Below are 20,513 nucleotides of genomic sequence, written 5' to 3' on the forward strand. Positions count from 1 at the left end.
CAGGTAAGACCGATGACTGGAATCCGGAAGTTTGCGGCGCTCGCGCTGTGCGCGTCTTTTGCAGCCTCGCTGGCGGGCGTGGCCAATGTGGCGCACGCAGAGGATCTGCCGACGTTCAAGCTGGAAATGACCGACGGCAAGCTCAACCCCGCGCGCATCGAGGTGCCGGCGGGCAAGCGCATCAAGATCGAGGTGCGCAACACGGGCAAGGGCGCGGCGGAGTTCGAAAGCGTCCAGTTGCGCAAGGAAAAGGTGCTGGCGCCGGGTGCAGACTCGTTCGTCGTGATCGCGCCGCTGGATCCGGGCGAGTACAAGTTTTTCGACGATTTCCATCAGCAGGCGCAGGGCGTGATTGTTGCCAGGTGATTGTCGAAGGATGTCGGTGCCAAATGATCGGCGCCAGATGATTGGCGTCGAATGAGCATTGCACGTGGCGAGAAGTCGCGAAGCAGGGAACGTGGCCGGCGCGTGAGCCGGCGGCAGGAGGTATGTCAATGGGTCAGGTATTGTTCATCGTCTGGCGGGAGAGCGTCGAAGCGCTGCTCGTCGTCGGCATTCTGTATGCGTGGCTGAAGAACGGCGACGCCGACGCGCGTCGCGGCATGCCGTATCTGTGGGGCGGCGTGGGTCTCGGCCTGCTGGCGGCCGTTGCGCTGGGTGCCGCGCTCGTGGGTTTCACGGAAGTGCTCTCCGGCGATGCGCAGGATTACTTCCAGACCGGCATGGTGCTGGTCGCGTGCGTGCTGATCGTGCAAATGGTGCTGTGGATGAAGCAACATGGGCGCACGCTCAAGCGCGAGATGGAGCAGTCGCTCGAGCAGACGACGCGCGACGCGAACTGGTGGGGCATTACGGTGCTCGTCGCGCTCGCCATCGCGCGCGAGGGCAGCGAGACGGTGATCTTCCTGTATGGCCTCGGCTTCGGCCAGTCGGGTCACGTGGATGCGAGCCAGTACATGGCCGTGCTGCTGGGCCTCGGCCTCGCGTTCCTCACGTTCTACTTGCTGCAACTGGGCGGCAGGCTGTTCTCGTGGCGCCACTTTTTCCGCGTCACCGAGATCATGCTGCTGTTCCTCGGCGCGGGCCTGTTCCAGACCGGCGTCGACAAGCTGATCGACAAGGAAGTGCTGCCGACGATCATCGACCAGGTCTGGAACTCGTCGGCGATTCTCGACGATTCGAACACCTTTGGCTCGCTCGTCGCGACGCTCACGGGCTACCGCGCCCATCCGGCGCTCATGAACCTGATCGCCTATGCGGTGTACTGGCTCGTGGTGTGGTTCCTCGCGCGCCGCGCCGACGGGCGCGCCGCGGCCGTGACCAAGAGGAAGGCAGCATGAGTTGTGGGTTGGGTCAGGAGGCGGGCCAGGGCGTGGGCCAACAAGTGGGCCAAGGACCGCTTCGGCAAGGCAAACTTGCCCAGGCGGGACAATGGATGCAGCGGCACGGCGCGATCATTCGCGCCGTGCAGTGGGTAGTCGTGGCGGTTTATGCGTTCCTGATTCTCGTTCCCGCGGTCATGCCGCTGCCCGGCGACACCGCGCATCTATGGAATAACCTCACGCTCGCGGCGCAGTTCGTGTTCTGGGGCATCTGGTGGCCGTTCGTGCTGCTCTCGATGGTGCTGCTCGGGCGCGTATGGTGCGGCGTGCTCTGTCCCGAAGGCGCGCTCAGCGAATTCGCGAGCAAGTTCGGGCGCGGCAAGTCCATCCCGCACTGGATGCGTTGGGGCGGCTGGCCCTTCGTGGCGTTTGGCCTCACCACCATCTACGGACAGATGGTGAGCGTCTACCAGTACCCCAAGGCGGTGCTGCTCGTGCTGGGCGGCTCCACGCTCGGCGCGATGGTGATCGGTTTCCTGTACGGGCGCGAAAAGCGCGTCTGGTGCAAATATCTCTGCCCCGTGAACGGGGTTTTTTCGCTTCTGGCACGCCTTGCGCCGTTTCACTTCAAGGTGAACGAAGACGCCTGGCGCAATTCGTACACGCACGGCGAGCACGGCGGGCATCGCGTGATTCCCGTGAACTGCGCGCCGCTCGTGCCGTTGCGCAACATGAAGGGCGGCGCTGCGTGCCACATGTGCGGACGCTGCAGCGGCCATCGTGATGCGATCGCGCTCACGTGGCGCTCGCCCTCGGAGGAAGTGGTCGAGCTCGGCGACAAGCAGGCGAGCGGCTGGGACACCGCGCTCATTCTCTACGGACTGCTTGGTATCGCGATCGGCGCGTTTCACTGGACCGCCTCGCGGTGGTTCGTCGACCTCAAGCAATCGTTCGCAGGCTGGCTCATCGACCAGAACATTACCTGGCCGCTCGAGACCAACGCGCCGTGGTTCCTGCTTACGCACTATCCCGCCCAAAACGACGTGTTCTCGTGGCTCGACGGCACCATGATCGTCGGCTATATCGTCGCGACGGGGCTCGTCTACGGCACGGCGCTGCTCGCGATCCTCGCACTTACGAGCGTGCTCGTCGGACGCTTCGAGATGCGTCGGCTCCATCACTTCGCGCAGTCGCTCATTCCGCTCGCGGGCGCGGGTGTGTTTCTCGGTCTTTCGGCCACGACGCTCTCGCTCCTGCGCGCCGAGCACGTGCCGGTCGATTGGGCCGCGAGCGTGCGCATTGCAATTCTCGTTATCACCAATGCGTGGAGCGCGTGGCTCGCCTGGCGCGTCACGGGACGCTACAGCACGCGTCTGTGGCAGCGTGCGCTCTCGCTGGCGGGCTTTTGCGCGGCGCTTGCCGTGGTCGACAGCGCGTGGTGGCTCATGTTCTGGGGCTGGGCGCACTGAATGCGGGGCGCATGGCGTTCCGCATAGGGCTGCATAGGGCCGCATGAAAGCCGCATGCGGCCCCACATCGGCTTCGTCAATTGCGAATGACGGGTATACGGAGAAGGGCAGCGCCACGGCTCAAGTGTGCGTGTACTCTCAAAAACCGGACTGGCAGGTGCGCCACCCGTTTTTTGAATATTCGGAGACACGTATGCGAACGAGAGTAGTACTGACCGACGAAGACGTGACAAAAGTGGCCGATGCGGCCATCGCGCACGCCCGTGCGAACGAGTGGAAAGTGACGATCTCGATCGTCGACGACGGTGGGCATCTGCTGTATTTGCGTCGCCTCGACGGTGCGCCGCCGATCAGCAGCGAAGTCGCGCCGGGCAAGGCGCGCACGGCGGCGCTGGGGCGCCGCGAAAGCCGCTTCTTCGAAGAGATGATCCGCGACGGCCGCACGGCGTTCCTGAGCGTGCCGCTCACGGCCATGCTCGAAGGTGGCGTGCCGATCGTCGCGAACGGCGACGTGATTGGCGCAGTGGGCGTCTCGGGCGTGAAGGCCGATCAGGATGCGGCCATCGCACAGGCGGGCATCAAGGCGCTCAATCTGGCGTAAGTAGCGAAAGAAAAGGCGATCATGGCGCGAACCATCGTGCCATGACGTGTGCAGCAATAACCGTCAAAGCAAAAAGCCGCGGCATCGTTCGCGGCTTTTTTTGCTTTTTGTTTTTTGCTTCGTGCGGCAAGCGCTTCGCGCGCCGCTACGATTTTCACAGGTGAGAACAAAAAAATGGCGTGGCTGGCTGCGACGGCTGCTTGAAGGATGTGTGCACGAACGAAGGGGTCTAGTCTCGCGTGCAGGCCGTCGTTGCTGGCTAATGCCCAACGCCTCTCATGGGAGGCGGTCCCCACAATACCTGGTACTAGAAACTCAAACCTCACTTGGTCAGAATCAGCTTGCCGAGCCGCGTCGCGCGCAACTGGTAAGTCTCGCCGTTGTGCACGATGCTCACGTGGCTGCGGCCTTGCAGCAGTGTCGTGCTTTCAAGCGATCGCTCGCTACCCGTTTTCGGGCTGGCTGCGGCGCTGGCCGTAGCGCTGGCTGGGCTGACGCTTTTACGCGTCACGGCGGGCGCTGCGGGTTTCTGCACACGGGTGCCGGTGAGGGCGGAGCCGGTGCGGTTCACACTGAGGGTCGACGAGCGGTTGAATTCGGTCATGAATGTGACGGGGTTGGATCTCGATTCGATGGGTCTATATTAAATGATAATCGTTCCCATTTGCAACTTCGCGAAATTCATCGAAAGCGAATACCGATAGCCTGTTGCATGCGCGCCCCTCAAAACAACGACGCCCGGCGTGTGGCCGGGCGCGAATGGGGGCATGCCGCGACGTGGCGCGGCTCGATCGGGAGGCGCAAAACACATCAGTTGAACGGCAGCGGTTCTAGCGCAGCCGCCCAGTGCAACGGCTCAGTGTGACCACTCAGTGCAGCGGCGCCTCCGGCTCGCCCAGTCCCTGCACGTACTGACGAATGAGCCGCACGGTGTCGATATCCGACTCGTGATACGCCGATTTCACGATCTCCGAAGTCTGGTGGTCGTCTTTCGTATCGGTGGTCGGCAGCGTCGTGCGGTACTCGAAGCGCAGGAACAGCTGAAGCTCATCGGGTTGCTCGATCGTCATCGTGAGCGAGCCGCCCACGTACTCGGCGGTCGGCAGGATGTCGTAGCGCACGTTCTCGTTCGGCGTGAGCGTGACGCGGTCGCGCACCGTGGCGTGGCCGTAGTGCAGCTCGCGCTCGAGCGTGTTGCCCTCGCGCGAAAGAATCGTGCAGCTGTCGAGCCCGATCACGAAAAGCTGCGGCTGCTCGGCGCGCAGCACGAGGCCTTCCCAAAGCTGCTCGCGCGTCATGGGCAGGACGAGCGGGTTCAGCGGGTCGTTGATCTGGATAAGGTGTTCGAAATTCAAGGCGGCGCCTTCCTTTGTAGCGATTTCCGTCCGCCGCCACTTACGCGGCGACGAGGCCCGAGCGGATCGTGATCGAGTTCGTCAAGACCTTATGGACCGGGCAGGCATTGGCGATCTGCAGCAGACGCTCGCGCTGCTCGTCCGAGAGCGGACCTTCGAGCGCGATCTGGCGATCGATCGTGGTGCCTTCGCTGCCGGTTTCCATCGAGAGCTTCACGCGCACGCCTTCGAGCGGCCACTCTTTCCTTTGCGCATACATCTTCAGCGTGATCGACGTGCAGGCGCCGAGGCTCGACAGCAGCAGCGAATAAGGCGTGGGGCCGCGGTCGCCGCCGCCGGCGGATGCCGGTTCGTCGGCGATCCATGTGTGGGTGCCGTCGTCGAACTGGACCTGATAGTTGGTCGAGCCAATGTGTGCGGTGACTGCGGTTTCGGCCATGCGCTCCTCGCGGGCGGAACGGTTGAAAGGGAACATGCCGCGGCCCGTCGGGCTGGCCCGTTGGGCGCGCGGCATGGAAAGCCATATTGTGACGGAAAGCGGATCAAGCTGCGGAGGTGTCGATGGGGTGCGCCGCGCCTTCCGTCACTGGCGCGGCCGAAAAAACCTGAGCAAAAAACGCGCCGCCGGTGCCGTGAGCTTCAGCGCGCTCCGGGCGTTCGATGCCTTCAGCGTGCGCTCAGTGCGCAATGTGCCCCATGCGTCCGGCCTGGTAGTCGAGCACGGCCTGGCGGATCTCCTGCTCGGTGTTCATCACGAACGGGCCGTAGCGCACGACCGGCTCGTTGAGCGGCAGGCCGCCGATCAGCAGCACTTCGGTGGGCCCGGCCGCGTCGCCAGTTTCGTTCTCAGGCGTGGAGATCGTGACAGTGTCGCCGTCGCCGGCAAAAGCCACCATCTGCTGCGCGCCGATAGCCTCGCCATTGACGCCGTATTGCGCCGTGCCGGAAAGGCCGTAGGCGAACACGTTCCAGCCCGCGGGCACCGGCTGCTCCACGCGCGCGCCAGGCGCGAGCGTGAAATGCAGGTAGAGGATGGGCGTGCGGATCTCGATGGCGGCTTTCGCGCCCAGCGACTCGCCCGCGATCACCTTGACCGTGGCCAGGCCGTCGGCCGAGCGGCCCTGCGGAATCTGCGCGTGCGGCATCTCCTGATAGCGCGGCGCGATCATCTTGTCGCGGGCGGGCAGGTTCACCCACAGTTGCAGCCCGTGCATGCGCCCGCCCGTGCGTGTGAATTCGGGGTCGGGCATCTCGCTGTGGATCACACCGGCGCCGGCCGTCATCCATTGCACGTCGCCGGGGGCGAGCGTGCCCGAGTGGCCTGCCGAATCCTTGTGGCCGAAGCGGCCCGCGAGCATATAGGTGACCGTTTCGAAGCCGCGGTGCGGATGATCGGGCGCACCCTTGGCGGCGCCGGGCGCGTAATCGACGGGCCCCATCTCGTCGAGCAGCAGGAACGGATCGAAATCCATCAACTGACGGGTGGGGAAGGGGCGATTGACGATGAATCCACCGCCCTCGGTGGTTTGAACCGCGGGAAAAACGTGGGCGATCGAGCGGACGGCCGACATGGATATCACCTCGAAAAAATGGGAATTACGCGATATGCGAAACAAACCGCTATTATAGGTAGCCGATTTGGCCTGTTTGACCGCCTGATCGCAATGGATTGTCCCATCGCTGGAACGACGACATGAAAATCGATTCGCACAACCTGAACGACCTGATGTACTTCTCGCAGGTGGTGGAGCACGGGGGTTTCTCGGCGGCTGAACGCGTGCTAGGCATATCGAAGTCGCGTCTCTCGCGGCGGGTGAGCGAACTGGAAGCATCGCTCGGCGTGCGTCTCTTGCAGCGCTCCACGCGCAAGCTCGCGCTCACCGAGGCGGGCGAGCTCTTCTACCAGCATTGCCGCGCCATGCTCTCGGAGGCGCAGGCCGCGGTGAACGTCGTTCAGTCGCTGCGGTCTTCGCCGCGCGGCACGGTGCGCGTGAGCGTGCCGGTCACGCTCTCGCAAACCATCTTCTCGCAGATCATTCCCGAATTCATGCATCGCTTCCCGGAAGTGCGGGTGGTGATGCGCGTGACGAACCGCGTGATCGACCTCTTCGAAGACTCGGTCGATATCGCCTTGCGCGTGCGTTCGGAGCCGCCCGAGAACGCCAATATCGTGGTGCGTCCGCTCTGGCGCACCGAGCAGATGCTGGTGGGCGCGCCAAGCCTGCTCGCGCAGAATGCGCCGCCGCTCACGCCCGACGACCTCGCGCGTTTCGAAACGCTCGATACGCCCACGAGCGACGGTCGCCACGTGTTCCATCTGATCTCGCCGGACGGCACGCACCACGCGCACGAGCACGAGCCGCGGCTCATCAGCGCCGACCTCACCACGGTTCGCGAAGCTGCACTGCAAGGCCTCGGCATTGCCGCGCTGCCGGAGATGATGTATGGCGCCGCGCTGCGCTCGGGCAAGCTATCGCCGGTGATGCCGGGCTGGACGCTGCCGGTGCCGCAGCTCTATGCGGTGTTTCTCTCGCGCCAGGGCATGGTTCCGGCGGTGCGCGCGTTTGTCGACTATCTGGTCGAGGTGCTCGATGCGGACCAGAGCCTTCAGCAGGAATGTCCGCTCAGGAGCGATGTCGCTGCGCTGATGGAGCAGGGCGGCGGGCAGGCCCGCGCAACATCGAAGCCGCCTGAAGAGCGCCTGGCCGGTCACACCTGAAAGCAGGCCGATATAAGCGGCAGAAGCTTTGCGAACGTATATGCGCGTGCGTTGCATGAAACGCGAGTGATGCGAGCCGATGCGCACGACGCATTGCACGCGATTTGCATTTTTGCATTTTATTTTGGCATTTAAGCGCCGCCGGCAATCGTTACTTTCAATGGCCGAAGTATTGAACGTGTGCGGCGAGAGGAATATATTGAAATCCCTCTCGCCAAGCACCGGTCTTGTGCGGGAATTGATGGCCGCTATCATAGCGAGCCTTCAGGGCTGAAAGCGCAGTCCGTGTCGACCACGGCAAGTCGCATGTGCCGATGTGAACCGAACGATTGTCGGGGATCGTCGCCACCGCCCGAATGCGCCGCGTGCGCACGAAAAAAGGCCCTCATCTGACGATGGGGGCCTTTTACCTGGTGCTCCGAAATCGCCTGCTCGATCGCTCGCGCAATGACCCATGCCGAGCGGGATCAGTGACGAGCGGGATCGGTAACGAAGCCGAGCTTCGTGAGGCCGCCGCTCTGCGCCGCCGACATCACTTGCGCCACCTTTTCGTAGACGACCTTGCGGTCCGCGTTCAAGTGCAACTCGGGCTGCGGTTGTTGCTGCGCCGCTGCGGCAATCTTCGTCTTGAGCGCGTCGTCGTTGACGGCCGAGCCGTCCCACAGCACCGTGCCGTCCGCTTCGATCGACAGGTTGATCTGCGCGGGCCTGGCGTCTTCCTTCTGGCTGCTCGCGTGCGGCAGGTCGATCTTCACGGCGTGACGGATCACGGGAATCGTCACCATGAAAACGATCAGGAGAACCAACATGACGTCGACGAGCGGCGTCATGTTGATCTCGTTCATGAGGCCATCGTCGTCGTCGCTGGCAAAGGGGCTCATCGCCATGTTGCTTGCCTCCGCCGATTAGTGGCTGCGCGCGGCGACGCGCAGATTGCCGCCCTTCGCCGTCGACGACAGACGCGCGCCCGTCACGAAGAACGCGTGCAGGCCGTGCGCGAAGCGGTTGAGCTTCGTGACCACGGCCTTGTTGGCGCGCGTGAGCGCGTTATAGCCGAGCACCGCGGGAATCGCGACGAACAGGCCGAACGCGGTCATGATCAGCGCCTCGCCCACCGGGCCCGCCACCGCGTCGATCGAGGTCTGGCCGGTCGCGCCGATGGTAAGCAGTGCATGATAGATGCCCCACACCGTGCCGAACAGGCCGACGAACGGCGCCGTGCTGCCGATCGAGGCGAGGATTGCGAGGCCGGCTTGCATCTTCGAGATCGAGTCGTCCATGGTGTCCTTCAGGCAGCGCGTGACCCAGTCCGAGACGTCCATGCGGTCGTGCAGATGCGGCTGGGTCTGGTGATGGTGCTCGGCGGCTTCCTGGCCCGAGAGCGCGAGCGCGAGGAACGGGTTGTCTTCGCGCGTGCCGCTGCCGAGCTTCTTCACGCCGTCGGCGAGGTCGTCCGAATGCCAGAACGAGGTCTCGGCATTCTTCGTGAGACGCTTCAGGCGCGCGACGTTCCAGCCCTTCACGACGATCACGCACCACGACAGCACCGACATGATCAGCAGCGCGAGCGCGATGCCGCGCGTCACAAAATCCCCTTGCGCCCAGACGTGGGCGATACCGTAGTTCTGCATGGTTTTTCCTCTATTTCAATTCGTCTAAACGGTGCAATTCAGGTGGCCGCGTCGCGTGCGCGCTGCAGCCCAGGGCCGGCAAATCAGTTTTGCAGGCTGAAATCGAATGGCTGCGTGTAGGCCGCGCGCACGGGCTGGCCGTCTTCCATGTAGGGCTTGCACGCGCTGCTGCGCATGGCGGAGAGCGCGGCGTCGTCTAGACGGCTATAGCCGCTGCTCTTCTTGAGCTCGATGTTCTCGAGCTTGCCGGTGAGCCCCACCACGAAGTGCACGTAAGCCACGCCGGTCTCGCCGCGACGCTTCGAGAGCATCGGGTAATCGGGCTCGACGATATTGCAGTCGAGATGCGAGACGTTCTTGGGTGCGGCGAGCGCCATCGTCGGCTTGCCTTGTGCGGGTGCAGCGGCCTGCGGTGCCGGGACCGGAGCCGGCGGGATGGGCGCAGCCGGCGCGGGCGGCGCAGGTTCGGCGCTCGCGCTTTGGGCCACATGCTGCGAGGGGGCTTCGGCGACGGGCAGCGGCGTAGGCGCGGGCTTGGGTTTCGGCTGGACCTTGGGCTGCTCGCGGCTCACGCGCGGCACCGGCTTGGGCGGTGGCGGCGTGGGCGTCGACTGGATCGCCGCTGGCGCGGCAACCGGCTCGGGCCGGATCAGCTCGGCCGTGATCGTCCGCGATTCGAGCGAGACCGGTGTGACGGCGTCGCGTTTGTTCAGGACGACGGCGATGAGCGTGGCGTGCAGCGCGATGACGATCGCGCCCGCCGTCATGACGCGACGGTTCGCGCCGATCGTACGAAAAACGGGGAGCACTGACGCGTTGGCGGTGGTTTGAGAAGCCTGCATGTTAGCGTGGCCGCCAGAATGACGACGGCGCGCAGGCTGGGCAACGCGTCGCGACGGGCGGCTTTATTTGCGAAAGATCAACAGCGAGATACACACGGTGGTCACGAATCCGATCAGCAATTCCATCCCGGCCTCCGGCAGTGGGAACGAATGGTAGCTGGCTGGTCGTGAAACTGGCTTGCTGTCGGCAGTAAAGCGGGCAGTAAAGCACCCTGGCATGCGAGCGGTGAAACAAAAGCGCGCGCCGCGAGGGACGCGCGCTGCAAGAATCAGGCGGCCTTGCGCTCGTAGAACGTCATGGGAACAGCTTGCGGCATGGCTGCCGGGTGCGCATGGCTCGCGCCATGATTCACGCCGCAGCGGGTCGCGCAGGCGCCGCTTTGCGCCATCACTTCGCGAACGGATTCCTCGCACTTGCCGCAGCAGGTCGCGACGCCGAGTTCGAACTGCAACTCGTCGAAGGAATCCATGCCCTCCGCGATGGAGGCACGGATCGTCCGGTCGGAGACGGATTTGCACATGCAGACAATCATGATGGACCGCAATAAAGAGGGTTAATGCGAATTATTATCATTATGTTTGCCTGCTTTGGCAAGCGTACAGTTGGATTTTTTGTAACAAAACCGGACCCTTAGCAGGGATTTTGCTGGTGGATCAGAGCCGGCGGGGGCTCGGCGTGATGGGCGTAAAACAGGGTGGGAAGGTGAAGGCCCGTGTGGATACCGGGGAGCGCGGATGACGCCGGGATAGGGATGACGACTAAAAGCGGGGTGGGATGGAGCCGGGACGTTGGCCTTGGCAGAAGCCGTTGCGCGCGGGCGACTCAGGCGGCGTTGGCTGCGGGTTCGAGCGTGCGCGGCGAAGGGATGCTCACGCATTCGACCTGCGCCTCGATGCCGAGCAGCGCCGCCGCAAGCGTGCGCAGATGCGCGCCGTCACTGGTCGAGCAGAAGCGCGCCGGCGTGCCGGGGGCTGCGCTGGCGTCGGCGGCCAGTTGTGCGCGCAGGCCGTGCTGATCGAGCACGCGTTCGAGCTGGCGTGCGATGGCCACGCTGGTATCCACGAGCATCATGCGCTCGCCCACGATCGAGCGGATGGCCGCATCGAGAAAGGGGTAGTGCGTGCAGCCGAGCACGAGCGTGTCGGCGCCGGCATCGAGCATCGGCTGCACATAGCCGCGCAGCAGCTCGACGAGCGCCGGCGAACTCACGTCGCAGCGCTCGACCGCCTCCACGAGGCCGTGGCCCGGCTGGCACAGCACGCGCAGGTCGGCGGCGTGGCGCTCGACGAGCGCCTGAAAGCGCGTGCTGCGCAGCGTCACCGGAGTGGCGAGCACGCCCGCCACGCGTGACTTCGAGATCAGCGCCGCGGGCTTGATGCCGGGCTCCACGCCCACGAGTGGGACGGAGAGCCGCTCGCGCACGAGCGCGATGGACTGCGCGGTGGCGGTATTGCAGGCCACCACGAGCGCCTTGGCTCCCTGCGCGACGAGCCATTCGCAGATGGCGAGCGTGCGGTCGGCGATGAAGTCGTCGTCGCGCTGGCCATACGGGGCATAGCGCGAGTCGGCCACATAGACGATGCGCTCGGCGGGCAATTGCGCGCGCACGGCGCGCAGCACCGAGAGGCCGCCGAGCCCGGAATCGAAGATGCCGATGGGCGTGGCGCAGGAGGGAGCCGGCAGGTTCATCAGGACTCGACCGAACCCATTGCCGATTGCTGGTAGTTCTGGATGCCGACCTTGTCGATGAGGTCGAGCTGGGTTTCGAGCCAGTCGATGTGCTCTTCGGTGTCGTCGAGGATCTTCACGAAAATCTCACGCGAGATGAAGTCGCGCACGGATTCGCAATAGACGATGGCTTCCTTGCAAGTGGACTGCGAAATCTGCTCGAGCTTCAGATCGCATTCGAGGATTTCCTTGGTCTCTTCGCCGATCAGCAGCTTGTGCAGGTCTTGCAGATTGGGCAGGCCGTCGAGCATGAAGATACGCTCGATGAGCAGGTCGGCGTGCTTCATTTCGCCGATCGACTCGTCGTACTCGTGCTTGCCGAGTTTTTCGAGGCCCCAGTGCTTGTACATGCGGGCATGCAGGAAATACTGGTTGATGGCGGTCAGCTCGTTCTTGAGCTGTGCGTTCAGGTATTCGATGACTTTTTTATCGCCTTGCATGATTTCCCTTCCTTGGTGAGGCGCGCGGTTTTCAACCACAGGATTCCAACACTGGATACGAACAATAAACGCTCGATCCGCAAAAGCCAAGACCGGATCCGCATGGAAATCCAGCCTGAATCAGGCATTTGCCACGTGCTGAGAATTAATCTCAAACCGTTTTGCGTTCGTTTTGCGCTTGTTTCACGTTACTCAAAAAAAACCGGGGCGCGAGGCCCCGGTTTTCGCATCGGCAGGTGCCGATCGTACTCATCGAGCGTGCATCAAGCCGTCGCGACCGGAATCTTGCCGATCTTCGCCTGCCATTCGGCGGGGCCGGTCTTGTGGACCGAGGTGCCCGACGAATCCACGGCGACCGTCACCGGCATGTCCTGCACGTCAAACTCGTAGATGGCTTCCATGCCGAGGTCTTCGAACGCGAGGACCTTCGAGCCGCGGATCGCCTTCGAAACGAGGTACGCCGCGCCGCCCACGGCCATCAGGTAAGCCGCCTTGTGCTTCTTGATCGCCTCGATCGCCACGGGGCCGCGCTCGGCCTTGCCCACCATCGAGATGAGGCCCGTTTGCGAGAGCATCAGCTCGGTGAACTTGTCCATGCGGGTGGCGGTGGTGGGACCTGCCGGGCCGACCACTTCGTCGCGCACCGGGTCGACCGGGCCCACGTAGTAGATCACGCGGTTCTTGAAGTCCACCGGCAGCTTCTCGCCCTTCGCGAGCATGTCGGCGATGCGCTTGTGCGCCGCGTCGCGGCCCGTGAGCATCTTGCCCGAGAGCAGCAGCGTCTGGCCCGGTTTCCACGACGCGACTTCTTCCGGCGTGAGCGTGTTCAGATCGACGCGCTTGCTGGTTTCCGTGTTCGGCTCCCAGTTGACCTTCGGCCATGCGTCGAGCGAGGGCGCTTCGAGCTTCGCGGGGCCCGAGCCGTCGAGCACGAAGTGCGCGTGGCGCGTGGCCGCGCAGTTCGGGATCATCGCGACGGGCTTCGAAGCCGCGTGCGTGGCCGTGGCCATGATCTTCACGTCGAGCACGGTGGCGAGACCGCCCAGACCCTGCGCGCCGATGCCGAGCGCGTTGACCTTCTCGTGCAGTTCCACGCGCAGCTCTTCGACCCAGTCCTTCGGACCGCGCTTGATGATGTCCTGAATGTCGATGGACTCCATCAGCGATTCCTTCGCCATCAGCATCGCCTTTTCAGCGGTGCCGCCGATGCCGATGCCGAGCATGCCCGGCGGGCACCAGCCCGCGCCCATCGTCGGCACGGTCTTGAGCACCCAGTCGACGATCGAGTCGGACGGGTTGAGCATCACGAACTTCGACTTGTTCTCCGAGCCGCCGCCCTTGGCCGCCACCTGCACGTCCACCTTGTCGCCCGGCACGATCTCGTAGTGGATCACGGCCGGCGTGTTGTCCTTGGTGTTCTTGCGGCCACCTTCGGGCGGGTTCACGATCGACGCGCGCAGCACGTTGTCCGGGTTCAGGTAACCGCGGCGCACGCCTTCGTTGATCATGTCGGTCACGCCCATCGTCGCACCGTCCCAACGCACGTCCATGCCGACCTTCACGAAGATCGTGACGATGCCGGTGTCCTGGCAAATGGGGCGCTTGCCTTCGGCGCACATGCGGCTATTCGTGAGGATCTGCGCGATCGCATCTTTCGCGGCCGGGCTCTCTTCGAGTTCGTATGCGCGGCCGAGCGCCTCGATGTAATCCTGCGGATGGTAGTAGCTGATGTATTGCAGCGAATCCGCAATGCTCTGGATCAGGTCTTCCTGTTTGATGACGGTCATGGCTAGCTTCTGTGGGGACAGTGGGGTTTTTGAATCGTCTATACGGCGTGCCGGGGAGCTATTCCGATGCTGCCGTCTCGCGCACCACGGCCCGCTCGGGCACCGGATGGCGCGCGGCGAGGTCGTGGTAGTGGTCGGGGTGCGTATGCGTGGTGAGGCGGTCGATCCACGCCATCACCAGCGCGGAGAGCAGAAAGGCGACGTGAATGGCCACTTGCCAGATCACCGTGCGCTCGGAAACCGCGTCGGGATTGATAAAGGTTTTCAGCAGATGAATCGACGAAATGCTGATGAGCGCCATCGAGAGCTTCACCTTGAGCACGCCGGCGTTCACGTGATCGAGCCATTCGGGCTCGTCGGGGTGGCCTTCGAGTCCCATGCGCGAGACGAAGGTTTCATAGCCGCCCACGATCACCATGATGAGCAAGTTCGAGATCATCACCACGTCGATCAGGCCGAGCACGGCGAGCATGATGCTGGTCTCGTCGAGCGACATGGCGTGGCTGACGAGGTGCCAGACTTCCTTCACGAACAGCACGCAGTAGACGGCTTGCCCGACGATCAGCCCAAGATAGAGCGGCACCTGTAGCCAGCGGCTCATGAAGATGATGCTGGGGAGCAATCGCATGCGGCGAGGGCGAGCGGCGGACGGCGGCTGGGGACGTGCAGCGGACATGGGCGTTTCACGAGTGGCGGGAATCGGGCGCGGACCTGGGCACGAACCTGGGTGCGGACTTAGGTGCACGCGCCGCCTGGCCGCGAGGGCCGGGCGGGCGTTATTGTAACGCGTCGGCGCGCCGCTTCGCCGGGACGCCGACAGGTGAGTCTTACAAAATAATTACGACGCCACGGGCGGCAGCCGCTTGCTCTTGAGGCTCGCGAGCGCGATGCCGCCGATCACGCAGGCCAGCGCGATGCCGTGCGCGGGCGTGGGACGCTCGCCGAGAAACGCGATGCCATACAGTGCGGCGGCCACCGGCAGCACGGCGGAGAAGACCCCCGCGATGCTGCCCGGCACGTGGCGGATGCCCATCATCCAGAGGCAGAACGAGAACACGCTGGCCGAGAGCCCGTACCAGAGCACGAGCGCCCAGAGGCTCGCGGGCACGCTCGCATAACTGGACGAGAGCACGAACGAGAGCGCATCGGGCAGCCCGACCGGCAGCATCAGCAGAAAGCCGAACAAGTGGGTATAGGCACAGATTTCGAGCGGCGCGAGCGTTTGCGTGAGCCGCCGCGAGAGGATCACATAGAACGACTCGCAGCACACTGCGCCCAGCACCATCAGGTTGCCCACGAACGAACCCGGGTCTTGCGAGCCGCTGCCCGCGTGCGCGAGATTGATGACGGCGATGCCCGCGATGGCGAGCGCGATCGAAGCGAACGCCCGTGCGTCGGGCCGCTCGCGCAGGAACAGCCACGAGAACAGCGCGACCACGGCCGGGATCGTGCTCGTGATGACCCCGGCGGCAACGGCGCTCGTGCGATGCACGCCGCCGAGCATCAGCAGCGTAAACCCGAATGTACCGAAGAGGGCCTGAAGGAACAGATTGAGCCATTCGTCGCGCCTCACGCGCCGCATGCGCGCGCCGCGCAGCAGGGGCCAGAGCACGGCGAGCGCGATTACGAAGCGCAGCAGCGCGAACAGCGGAACCGGCAAAAACGCAACGATCGTTTTGCCGATGCCGACATTGCTGCCCACCAGCAGCATGGCGGCGACGAGAAAGAGTGAATGACGATTCAAGCTGGAATCCGGACGCACAGATCAGTTAGCATTCTAAATGCCCGCTTAACTGACTGTCATCGCATGGCAGTGGGGGCGTAAGTAGCGGGTAAGTTGCCGGGCTTAATCTTGCGCGTGCGGATTCGCGCGCGGGTTCATGCGAGCCGGCAGCAGGAATGAAAAATGCCGCTTTCGCGCCGGGGCATCGGAACCGCGAAGCAACATCGAGGCAACGGCGCGGCGGCGCAAGGAGACGGCGTGTGCAGGTATCGAAGATCCTGTGCGCGTCCACGAGTTTGACGTTTCATCTTCACCAAGGGGTTGTCGATGTCTGCGATTGAATCGGTTCTTCAGGAACATCGCGTGTTTGCGCCTTCCGCGCAAACGGTGGCGGGCGCCACGGTGTCCGGCATGGACGCATACAAGGCTTTGTGCGCCGAAGCCGAACGCGATTACGAGGGTTTCTGGGCGCGTCTCGCGCGCGAAACGCTGACGTGGCAAAAGCCCTTCACGAAGGTGCTCGACGAGTCGAAGGCGCCGTTCTACACCTGGTTCGAGGACGGCGAACTCAACGCCTCGTACAACAGCCTCGACCGCCACGTGGAAGCGGGCAACGGCGAGCGCGTCGCGATCATCTTCGAAGCTGACGACGGCACCGTTAACAACGTCACCTACAAGGACCTGCTCTCGCGCGTTTCGCGCTTCGCCAACGCGCTCAAGAAGCGCGGCGTGAAAAAGGGCGACCGCGTGGTGATCTACATGCCGATGTCGATCGAAGGCGTGGTCGCGATGCAGGCCTGCGCGCGCATCGGTGCGACGCACTCGGTGGTGTTCGGCGGCTTCTCGTCGAAGTCGCTCAACGAGCGCATGGTGGACGTGGGCGCGGTCGCGCTCATCACCGCCGACGAGCAGATGCGCGGCGGCAAGGCGCTGCCGCTCAAGAACATCGCCGACGAAGCCATCGCCATGGGCGGCTGCGAAGCCGTGCAAAGCGTGATCGTCTACCAGCGCACGGGCGGCAAGATTGGCTGGACCGAAGGCCGCGACCACTGGATGCACGAGCTCTCGCAAGCCGAGAGCGAGACCTGCGCGCCGGTGCCCGTGGGCGCGGAGCACCCGCTGTTCATCCTCTACACCTCGGGCTCGACCGGCAAGCCCAAGGGCGTGCAGCACAGCACCGGCGGCTATCTGCTGTGGGCCGCGCAGACCATGAAGTGGACCTTCGACTCGAAGCCCACGGACGTGTTCTGGTGCACGGCCGACATCGGCTGGGTCACGGGCCACAGCTATATCACGTACGGACCGCTCGCGATCGGCGGGACGCAGCTCATGTTCGAGGGCATCCCCACCTATCCGAACGCGGGCCGCTTCTGGGACATGATCCAGAAGCACAAGGTCACCGTGTTCTATACGGCGCCCACGGCCATCCGCTCGCTCATCAAGTCCGCGGAAGCCGATGCGAAGGTCCATCCGAAGAGCTATGACCTTTCCTCGCTGCGCATCCTCGGCACGGTTGGCGAGCCGATCAACCCCGAAGCGTGGATGTGGTACTACGAGAACGTGGGCGGCAAGCGCTGCCCGATCGTCGACACCTGGTGGCAGACCGAAACCGGCGGCCACATGATCACGCCGCTGCCGGGCGCGACGCCGCTCGTGCCGGGCTCGTGCACGCTGCCGCTGCCGGGCATCATGGCGGCGATCGTCGACGAAACCGGCCAGGACGTGCCGAACGGGCAGGGCGGCATTCTGGTCGTGAAGCGCCCGTGGCCCGCGATGATCCGCAACGTGTGGGGCCAGCCCGAGCGCTACAAGACGGGCTACTTCCCCGAGGAACTCGGCGGCAAGCTCTACCTCGCCGGCGACGGCAGCGTGCGCGACAAGGAAACCGGCTACTTCACCATCATGGGCCGCATCGACGACGTGCTGAACGTCTCGGGCCACCGGCTGGGCACGATGGAGATCGAGTCGGCGCTGGTGGCAAACCCGCTCGTGGCCGAAGCCGCCGTGGTGGGCCGCCCCGACGACACGACCGGCGAAGCCGTGGTGGCGTTCGTGGTGCTCAAGGCCACGCGCCCGCAAGGCGACGCCGCCGCGAAGCTCGCGGCCGAACTGCGCGCGTGGGTGGGCAAGGAGATCGGACCGATCGCCAAGCCGAAGGACATCCGCTTCGGCGAAAATCTGCCGAAGACGCGCTCGGGCAAGATCATGCGCCGCTTGCTGCGCTCGCTCGCGAAGGGCGAGGCGATCACGCAGGACGTCTCCACGCTGGAGAATCCCGCGATTCTCGATCAGCTCGGCGAGGCGCTTTGATCGTTGCCTGAAGGCCGGGGCGGGCGCATTGGCTCCTGCTCCGGCCACGTGGCGCCAGACTCCGGCCCAGACCTCCGGCCCCATGCAAGGCCGGATGTTCCCGATTGCCGGCCATGCGTGTTTTTGCTAAACAGGCGCATGGCCGCGCCACACACCCGACCCCAGAGCAAGCTCAATCCCTTGCCCGAGCCACCACCGGTGAGCGAGGCGATGGCGCTTGCGCATCGGCGCTACTGGCGCTTTAACGTTGCGCTGATCGCCGTGCTCATGAGCCTCGGCTTCGCGGTCTCGTTCGTGGTGCCGCTGTTCGCGCGCGCACTCGACAGCGTGCGTTTTGCCGGCTTCAGTCTGCCGTTCTATATCGGCGCGCAAGGGGCGATTCTTCTCTACATCGTGCTCGTGGTGCTCTACATCGTGCTGATGCAGCGCGCCGACCGCGAACTCCAGGCCGCGCGCGAAGCCGACACGGCCATTCGCGAGGCCGGCCAGGAGCAGCAACGATGAAGCTCACGTACCGGCTCGTCAGTTCCTACGCGCTCTATACGCTCGGCTTTCTCGCCTTCATCTTCGTGATGTGGCGCATCGAGCTCGCCACCGGCCCCGGCATGTGGATCGGCTACGTGTTCCTGTTCGTGCCGATCGCCGTCTACGCCGTGATCGGATTGCTCTCGCGCACCTCGGACCTCGTCGAATACTACGTCGCGGGACGCCGTGTGCCGTCGTTCTTCAACGGCATGGCGACGGCTGCCGACTGGCTCTCGGCGGCCTCGTTCATCGGCCTCGCGGGCTCGCTCTACGCGAGCGGCTACGACGGCCTCGCCTACCTGATGGGCTGGACGGGCGGCTACTGCCTCGTCGCGTTCCTGCTCGCGCCCTACGTGCGCAAGCTCGCGCGCTACACCATCGCGGACTTCCTCGGCACACGCTTCTCCAGCAACCTCGTGCGCGCGCTCGCCGTGCTGGCGACGATCATCTGCTCGTTCGTCTATCTCGTCGCGCAGATCCAGGGCGTGGGGCTGATCGCAGTGCGCTTCATCGGCGTGGATTTCGCCATTGGCATCTTTTGCGGGCTGGCCGGCATTCTCGTGTGCTCCTTTTTGGGCGGCATGCGCGCGGTCACGTGGACCCAGGTCGCGCAATACATCATCCTGATCGCGGCGATCCTGATTCCGGTTTCGTTGATCGCGCATCGAGATGGCCTGGGCTGGCTGCCGCAACTCGATTACGGCAAGGTGATGGAGCGCGTGGAGACGCTCGAGCGCGACGTGCGCGACGCCAGCGCGGAGACGAACGTGCGCGACGAATACGCGCGCCGTGCGGCGCTCTGGCAATCGCGGCTGGACGCGCTGCCGCAGTCGTATACCGAGGAGAAAACGCGCCTCGTCGACGCGCTCGTGGACATGCGCCGCCACAACGGCCCGCTGCGCGACATCGATTCGATCGAGCAGGAGATCGCGCATTTCCCGCGCGATGCCGAAGCCGCGCGCGTGGCGTGGACGCAGCAGCGCGACGACCTGCTCGCGCGCGCCGCGCCGCCGGTGCCGATGCACGAACCGTTTCCCGCCGATAACGACGAAGCGCGGCGCATACACGAACGCAATTTTCTGTCGCTGCTGCTGTGCCTTTCGCTGGGCACGGCGAGCCTGCCGCACATTCTCACGCGCTATAACACGACGACTTCGGTGGCGTCGGCGCGGCGCTCGGTGGGATGGACGCTGTTCTTCGTCGCGTTGTTTTACTTGACCGTGCCGGTGCTCGCGGTGCTCATCAAGTTCGAGATTCTTTCGCACCTGGCGGGGTTGCACTTTGCCGACCTGCCGCATTGGGTGATGCAGTGGCGGCGCATGGAGCCGACCATGATCGGCATCGCCGATATCAACGGCGACGGCATCGTGCACTGGAGCGACATCCAGATGCAGCCCGACATGGTGGTGCTCGCGGCGCCGGAGATCGCGGGGCTGCCGTATGTGATGTCGGGGCTCGTGGCCTCGGGCGCGCTGGCGGCGGCGCTTTCCACGGCGGACGGACTGCTGCTCACGATCTCGAACGTGCTCTCGCACGACGTGTACTACCACATGGTGGACCCGAACGCATCGAGCCAGCGGCGCGTGACGATGTCGAAGATTCTGCTGCTGGGTGTGGCGCTGTTTGCTTCGTGGGTGGCCTCGCTCAATGCGGGCAATATTCTATTTCTGGTGGGGGCGGCGTTTTCGCTGGCGGCGTCGAGTTTGTTTCCGGTGCTCGTGCTGGGCGTATTCTGGAAACGCACGACGCGGCTTGGCGCCGTGGCGGGGATGGTGGCCGGGCTCGCCGTGTGCGTGTACTACATTGTTTCGACGTATCCGTTTTTTACGCAGCTCACGGGGTTTGAAGGCGCGCGCTGGTTGGGTATCGAGCCGATTAGTTCGGGCGTGTTTGGTGTGCCGGCGGGGTTTCTGGTGACGATTTTCGTGAGTTTGGTCGACCGGAAGCCGGATGAGTATACGGTCGCGCTGGTGGATTATATTCGGCATCCTTAGGAAGGGTGCGGGGGTTTGGGGGGGGCGTGCGCCTGGCCTCGGCTCTCCGAAAGACTCGCCGTTCGT

Annotated in this window: 21 protein-coding genes; 8 read left to right on the forward strand and 13 right to left on the reverse strand. The window is 64.3% G+C overall.

Annotated elements, in window-relative coordinates; genetic code table 11:
• Nucleotides 1-12: 12 nt before the first annotated feature.
• The 4 genes from L5014_RS15135 to L5014_RS15150 all read left to right on the forward strand — a co-directional run bounded on the left by L5014_RS15135 (nucleotide 13) and on the right by L5014_RS15150 (nucleotide 3,392).
• Nucleotides 13-366 (forward strand): cupredoxin domain-containing protein, encoded by a 354-nt coding sequence (locus L5014_RS15135; RefSeq protein ID WP_238464539.1) that lies wholly within the window; start codon nucleotides 13-15, stop codon nucleotides 364-366.
• Between the two features lie 128 nt (nucleotides 367-494).
• The gene (locus tag L5014_RS15140; protein ID WP_238464540.1) at nucleotides 495-1,340 is read left to right on the forward strand and encodes an FTR1 family iron permease; all 846 of its coding nucleotides are present in this window, start codon (nucleotides 495-497) and stop codon (nucleotides 1,338-1,340) included.
• Between the two features lie 95 nt (nucleotides 1,341-1,435).
• Nucleotides 1,436-2,791 carry a 4Fe-4S binding protein gene (locus L5014_RS15145; protein ID WP_238464579.1) on the forward strand — a complete coding sequence of 452 codons (1,356 nt, stop codon included), beginning with the start codon at nucleotides 1,436-1,438 and terminating at the stop codon, nucleotides 2,789-2,791.
• Between the two features lie 193 nt (nucleotides 2,792-2,984).
• On the forward strand, nucleotides 2,985-3,392 hold the full coding sequence (locus L5014_RS15150; protein ID WP_238464541.1) for a heme-binding protein: 408 nt from the start codon (nucleotides 2,985-2,987) through the stop codon (nucleotides 3,390-3,392).
• Between the two features lie 322 nt (nucleotides 3,393-3,714).
• Here the strand turns inward: L5014_RS15150 and hemP are convergent, their stop codons facing one another.
• From hemP to L5014_RS15170, 4 genes are all read right to left on the reverse strand, one after another.
• Nucleotides 3,715-3,996, reverse strand: coding sequence for a hemin uptake protein HemP (hemP, locus tag L5014_RS15155; RefSeq protein WP_238464542.1), 282 nt, complete (start codon nucleotides 3,994-3,996; stop codon nucleotides 3,715-3,717).
• A 265-nt stretch (nucleotides 3,997-4,261) separates the two neighbouring features.
• Nucleotides 4,262-4,747 carry an SRPBCC family protein gene (locus tag L5014_RS15160; RefSeq protein ID WP_238464543.1) on the reverse strand — a complete coding sequence of 162 codons (486 nt, stop codon included), beginning with the start codon at nucleotides 4,745-4,747 and terminating at the stop codon, nucleotides 4,262-4,264.
• A 40-nt stretch (nucleotides 4,748-4,787) separates the two neighbouring features.
• Nucleotides 4,788-5,186, reverse strand: coding sequence for an OsmC family protein (locus tag L5014_RS15165; RefSeq protein WP_238464544.1), 399 nt, complete (start codon nucleotides 5,184-5,186; stop codon nucleotides 4,788-4,790).
• Nucleotides 5,187-5,424: 238 nt separating this feature from the next.
• Complete coding sequence (locus tag L5014_RS15170) at nucleotides 5,425-6,318, reverse strand: pirin family protein (protein ID WP_238464545.1); 894 nt, start codon at nucleotides 6,316-6,318, stop codon at nucleotides 5,425-5,427.
• Nucleotides 6,319-6,440: 122 nt separating this feature from the next.
• Between L5014_RS15170 and L5014_RS15175 the strand changes: the two genes are divergently transcribed.
• Nucleotides 6,441-7,466 (forward strand): LysR family transcriptional regulator, encoded by a 1,026-nt coding sequence (locus L5014_RS15175; protein ID WP_238464546.1) that lies wholly within the window; start codon nucleotides 6,441-6,443, stop codon nucleotides 7,464-7,466.
• Nucleotides 7,467-7,933: 467 nt separating this feature from the next.
• On the opposite strand, the gene L5014_RS15180 is transcribed toward L5014_RS15175, so the two are convergent.
• From L5014_RS15180 to L5014_RS15220, 9 genes are all read right to left on the reverse strand, one after another.
• A complete protein-coding gene (locus L5014_RS15180) occupies nucleotides 7,934-8,353 on the reverse strand; it encodes an ExbD/TolR family protein (protein WP_238464547.1) in 420 nt (139 codons plus the stop codon).
• An 18-nt stretch (nucleotides 8,354-8,371) separates the two neighbouring features.
• Complete coding sequence (locus L5014_RS15185; protein WP_238464548.1) at nucleotides 8,372-9,097, reverse strand: MotA/TolQ/ExbB proton channel family protein; 726 nt, start codon at nucleotides 9,095-9,097, stop codon at nucleotides 8,372-8,374.
• A gap of 83 nt (nucleotides 9,098-9,180) precedes the next feature.
• Entirely contained in the window at nucleotides 9,181-9,939 is a 759-nt protein-coding gene (locus L5014_RS15190; protein ID WP_238464549.1) for an energy transducer TonB, read from the reverse strand.
• A gap of 269 nt (nucleotides 9,940-10,208) precedes the next feature.
• On the reverse strand, nucleotides 10,209-10,472 hold the full coding sequence (locus L5014_RS15195) for a (2Fe-2S)-binding protein (RefSeq protein WP_238464550.1): 264 nt from the start codon (nucleotides 10,470-10,472) through the stop codon (nucleotides 10,209-10,211).
• A gap of 290 nt (nucleotides 10,473-10,762) precedes the next feature.
• Complete coding sequence (gene murI, locus L5014_RS15200; protein WP_238464551.1) at nucleotides 10,763-11,629, reverse strand: glutamate racemase; 867 nt, start codon at nucleotides 11,627-11,629, stop codon at nucleotides 10,763-10,765.
• Entirely contained in the window at nucleotides 11,629-12,108 is a 480-nt protein-coding gene (gene bfr, locus L5014_RS15205) for a bacterioferritin (protein ID WP_133193669.1), read from the reverse strand. Before bfr ends, murI begins: the two co-directional genes overlap by 1 nt.
• A gap of 263 nt (nucleotides 12,109-12,371) precedes the next feature.
• Complete coding sequence (locus tag L5014_RS15210; protein WP_129562364.1) at nucleotides 12,372-13,895, reverse strand: fumarate hydratase; 1,524 nt, start codon at nucleotides 13,893-13,895, stop codon at nucleotides 12,372-12,374.
• A 58-nt stretch (nucleotides 13,896-13,953) separates the two neighbouring features.
• Complete coding sequence (locus tag L5014_RS15215; protein WP_238464552.1) at nucleotides 13,954-14,571, reverse strand: TIGR00645 family protein; 618 nt, start codon at nucleotides 14,569-14,571, stop codon at nucleotides 13,954-13,956.
• Between the two features lie 162 nt (nucleotides 14,572-14,733).
• Nucleotides 14,734-15,639, reverse strand: a complete 906-nt coding sequence (locus L5014_RS15220; protein ID WP_238464553.1) for a DMT family transporter — start codon at nucleotides 15,637-15,639, stop codon at nucleotides 14,734-14,736.
• Nucleotides 15,640-15,945: 306 nt separating this feature from the next.
• Here L5014_RS15220 and acs point away from each other — a divergent pair, with 306 nt between their 5' ends.
• From acs to L5014_RS15235, 3 genes are all read left to right on the forward strand, one after another.
• Nucleotides 15,946-17,928, forward strand: coding sequence for an acetate--CoA ligase (acs, locus tag L5014_RS15225; RefSeq protein ID WP_238464554.1), 1,983 nt, complete (start codon nucleotides 15,946-15,948; stop codon nucleotides 17,926-17,928).
• A gap of 138 nt (nucleotides 17,929-18,066) precedes the next feature.
• A complete protein-coding gene (locus tag L5014_RS15230; RefSeq protein WP_238464555.1) occupies nucleotides 18,067-18,432 on the forward strand; it encodes a DUF4212 domain-containing protein in 366 nt (121 codons plus the stop codon).
• Nucleotides 18,429-20,447: a sodium:solute symporter family protein gene (locus L5014_RS15235; protein WP_238464556.1), complete on the forward strand. Its 2,019-nt coding sequence runs from the start codon at nucleotides 18,429-18,431 to the stop codon at nucleotides 20,445-20,447. Before L5014_RS15230 ends, L5014_RS15235 begins: the two co-directional genes overlap by 4 nt.
• The last annotated feature ends 66 nt before the right edge of the window (nucleotides 20,448-20,513 follow it).

This window comes from Paraburkholderia tagetis (genome assembly GCF_022213065.1).
In the GTDB taxonomy this organism is placed as follows: domain Bacteria; phylum Pseudomonadota; class Gammaproteobacteria; order Burkholderiales; family Burkholderiaceae; genus Paraburkholderia; species Paraburkholderia tagetis.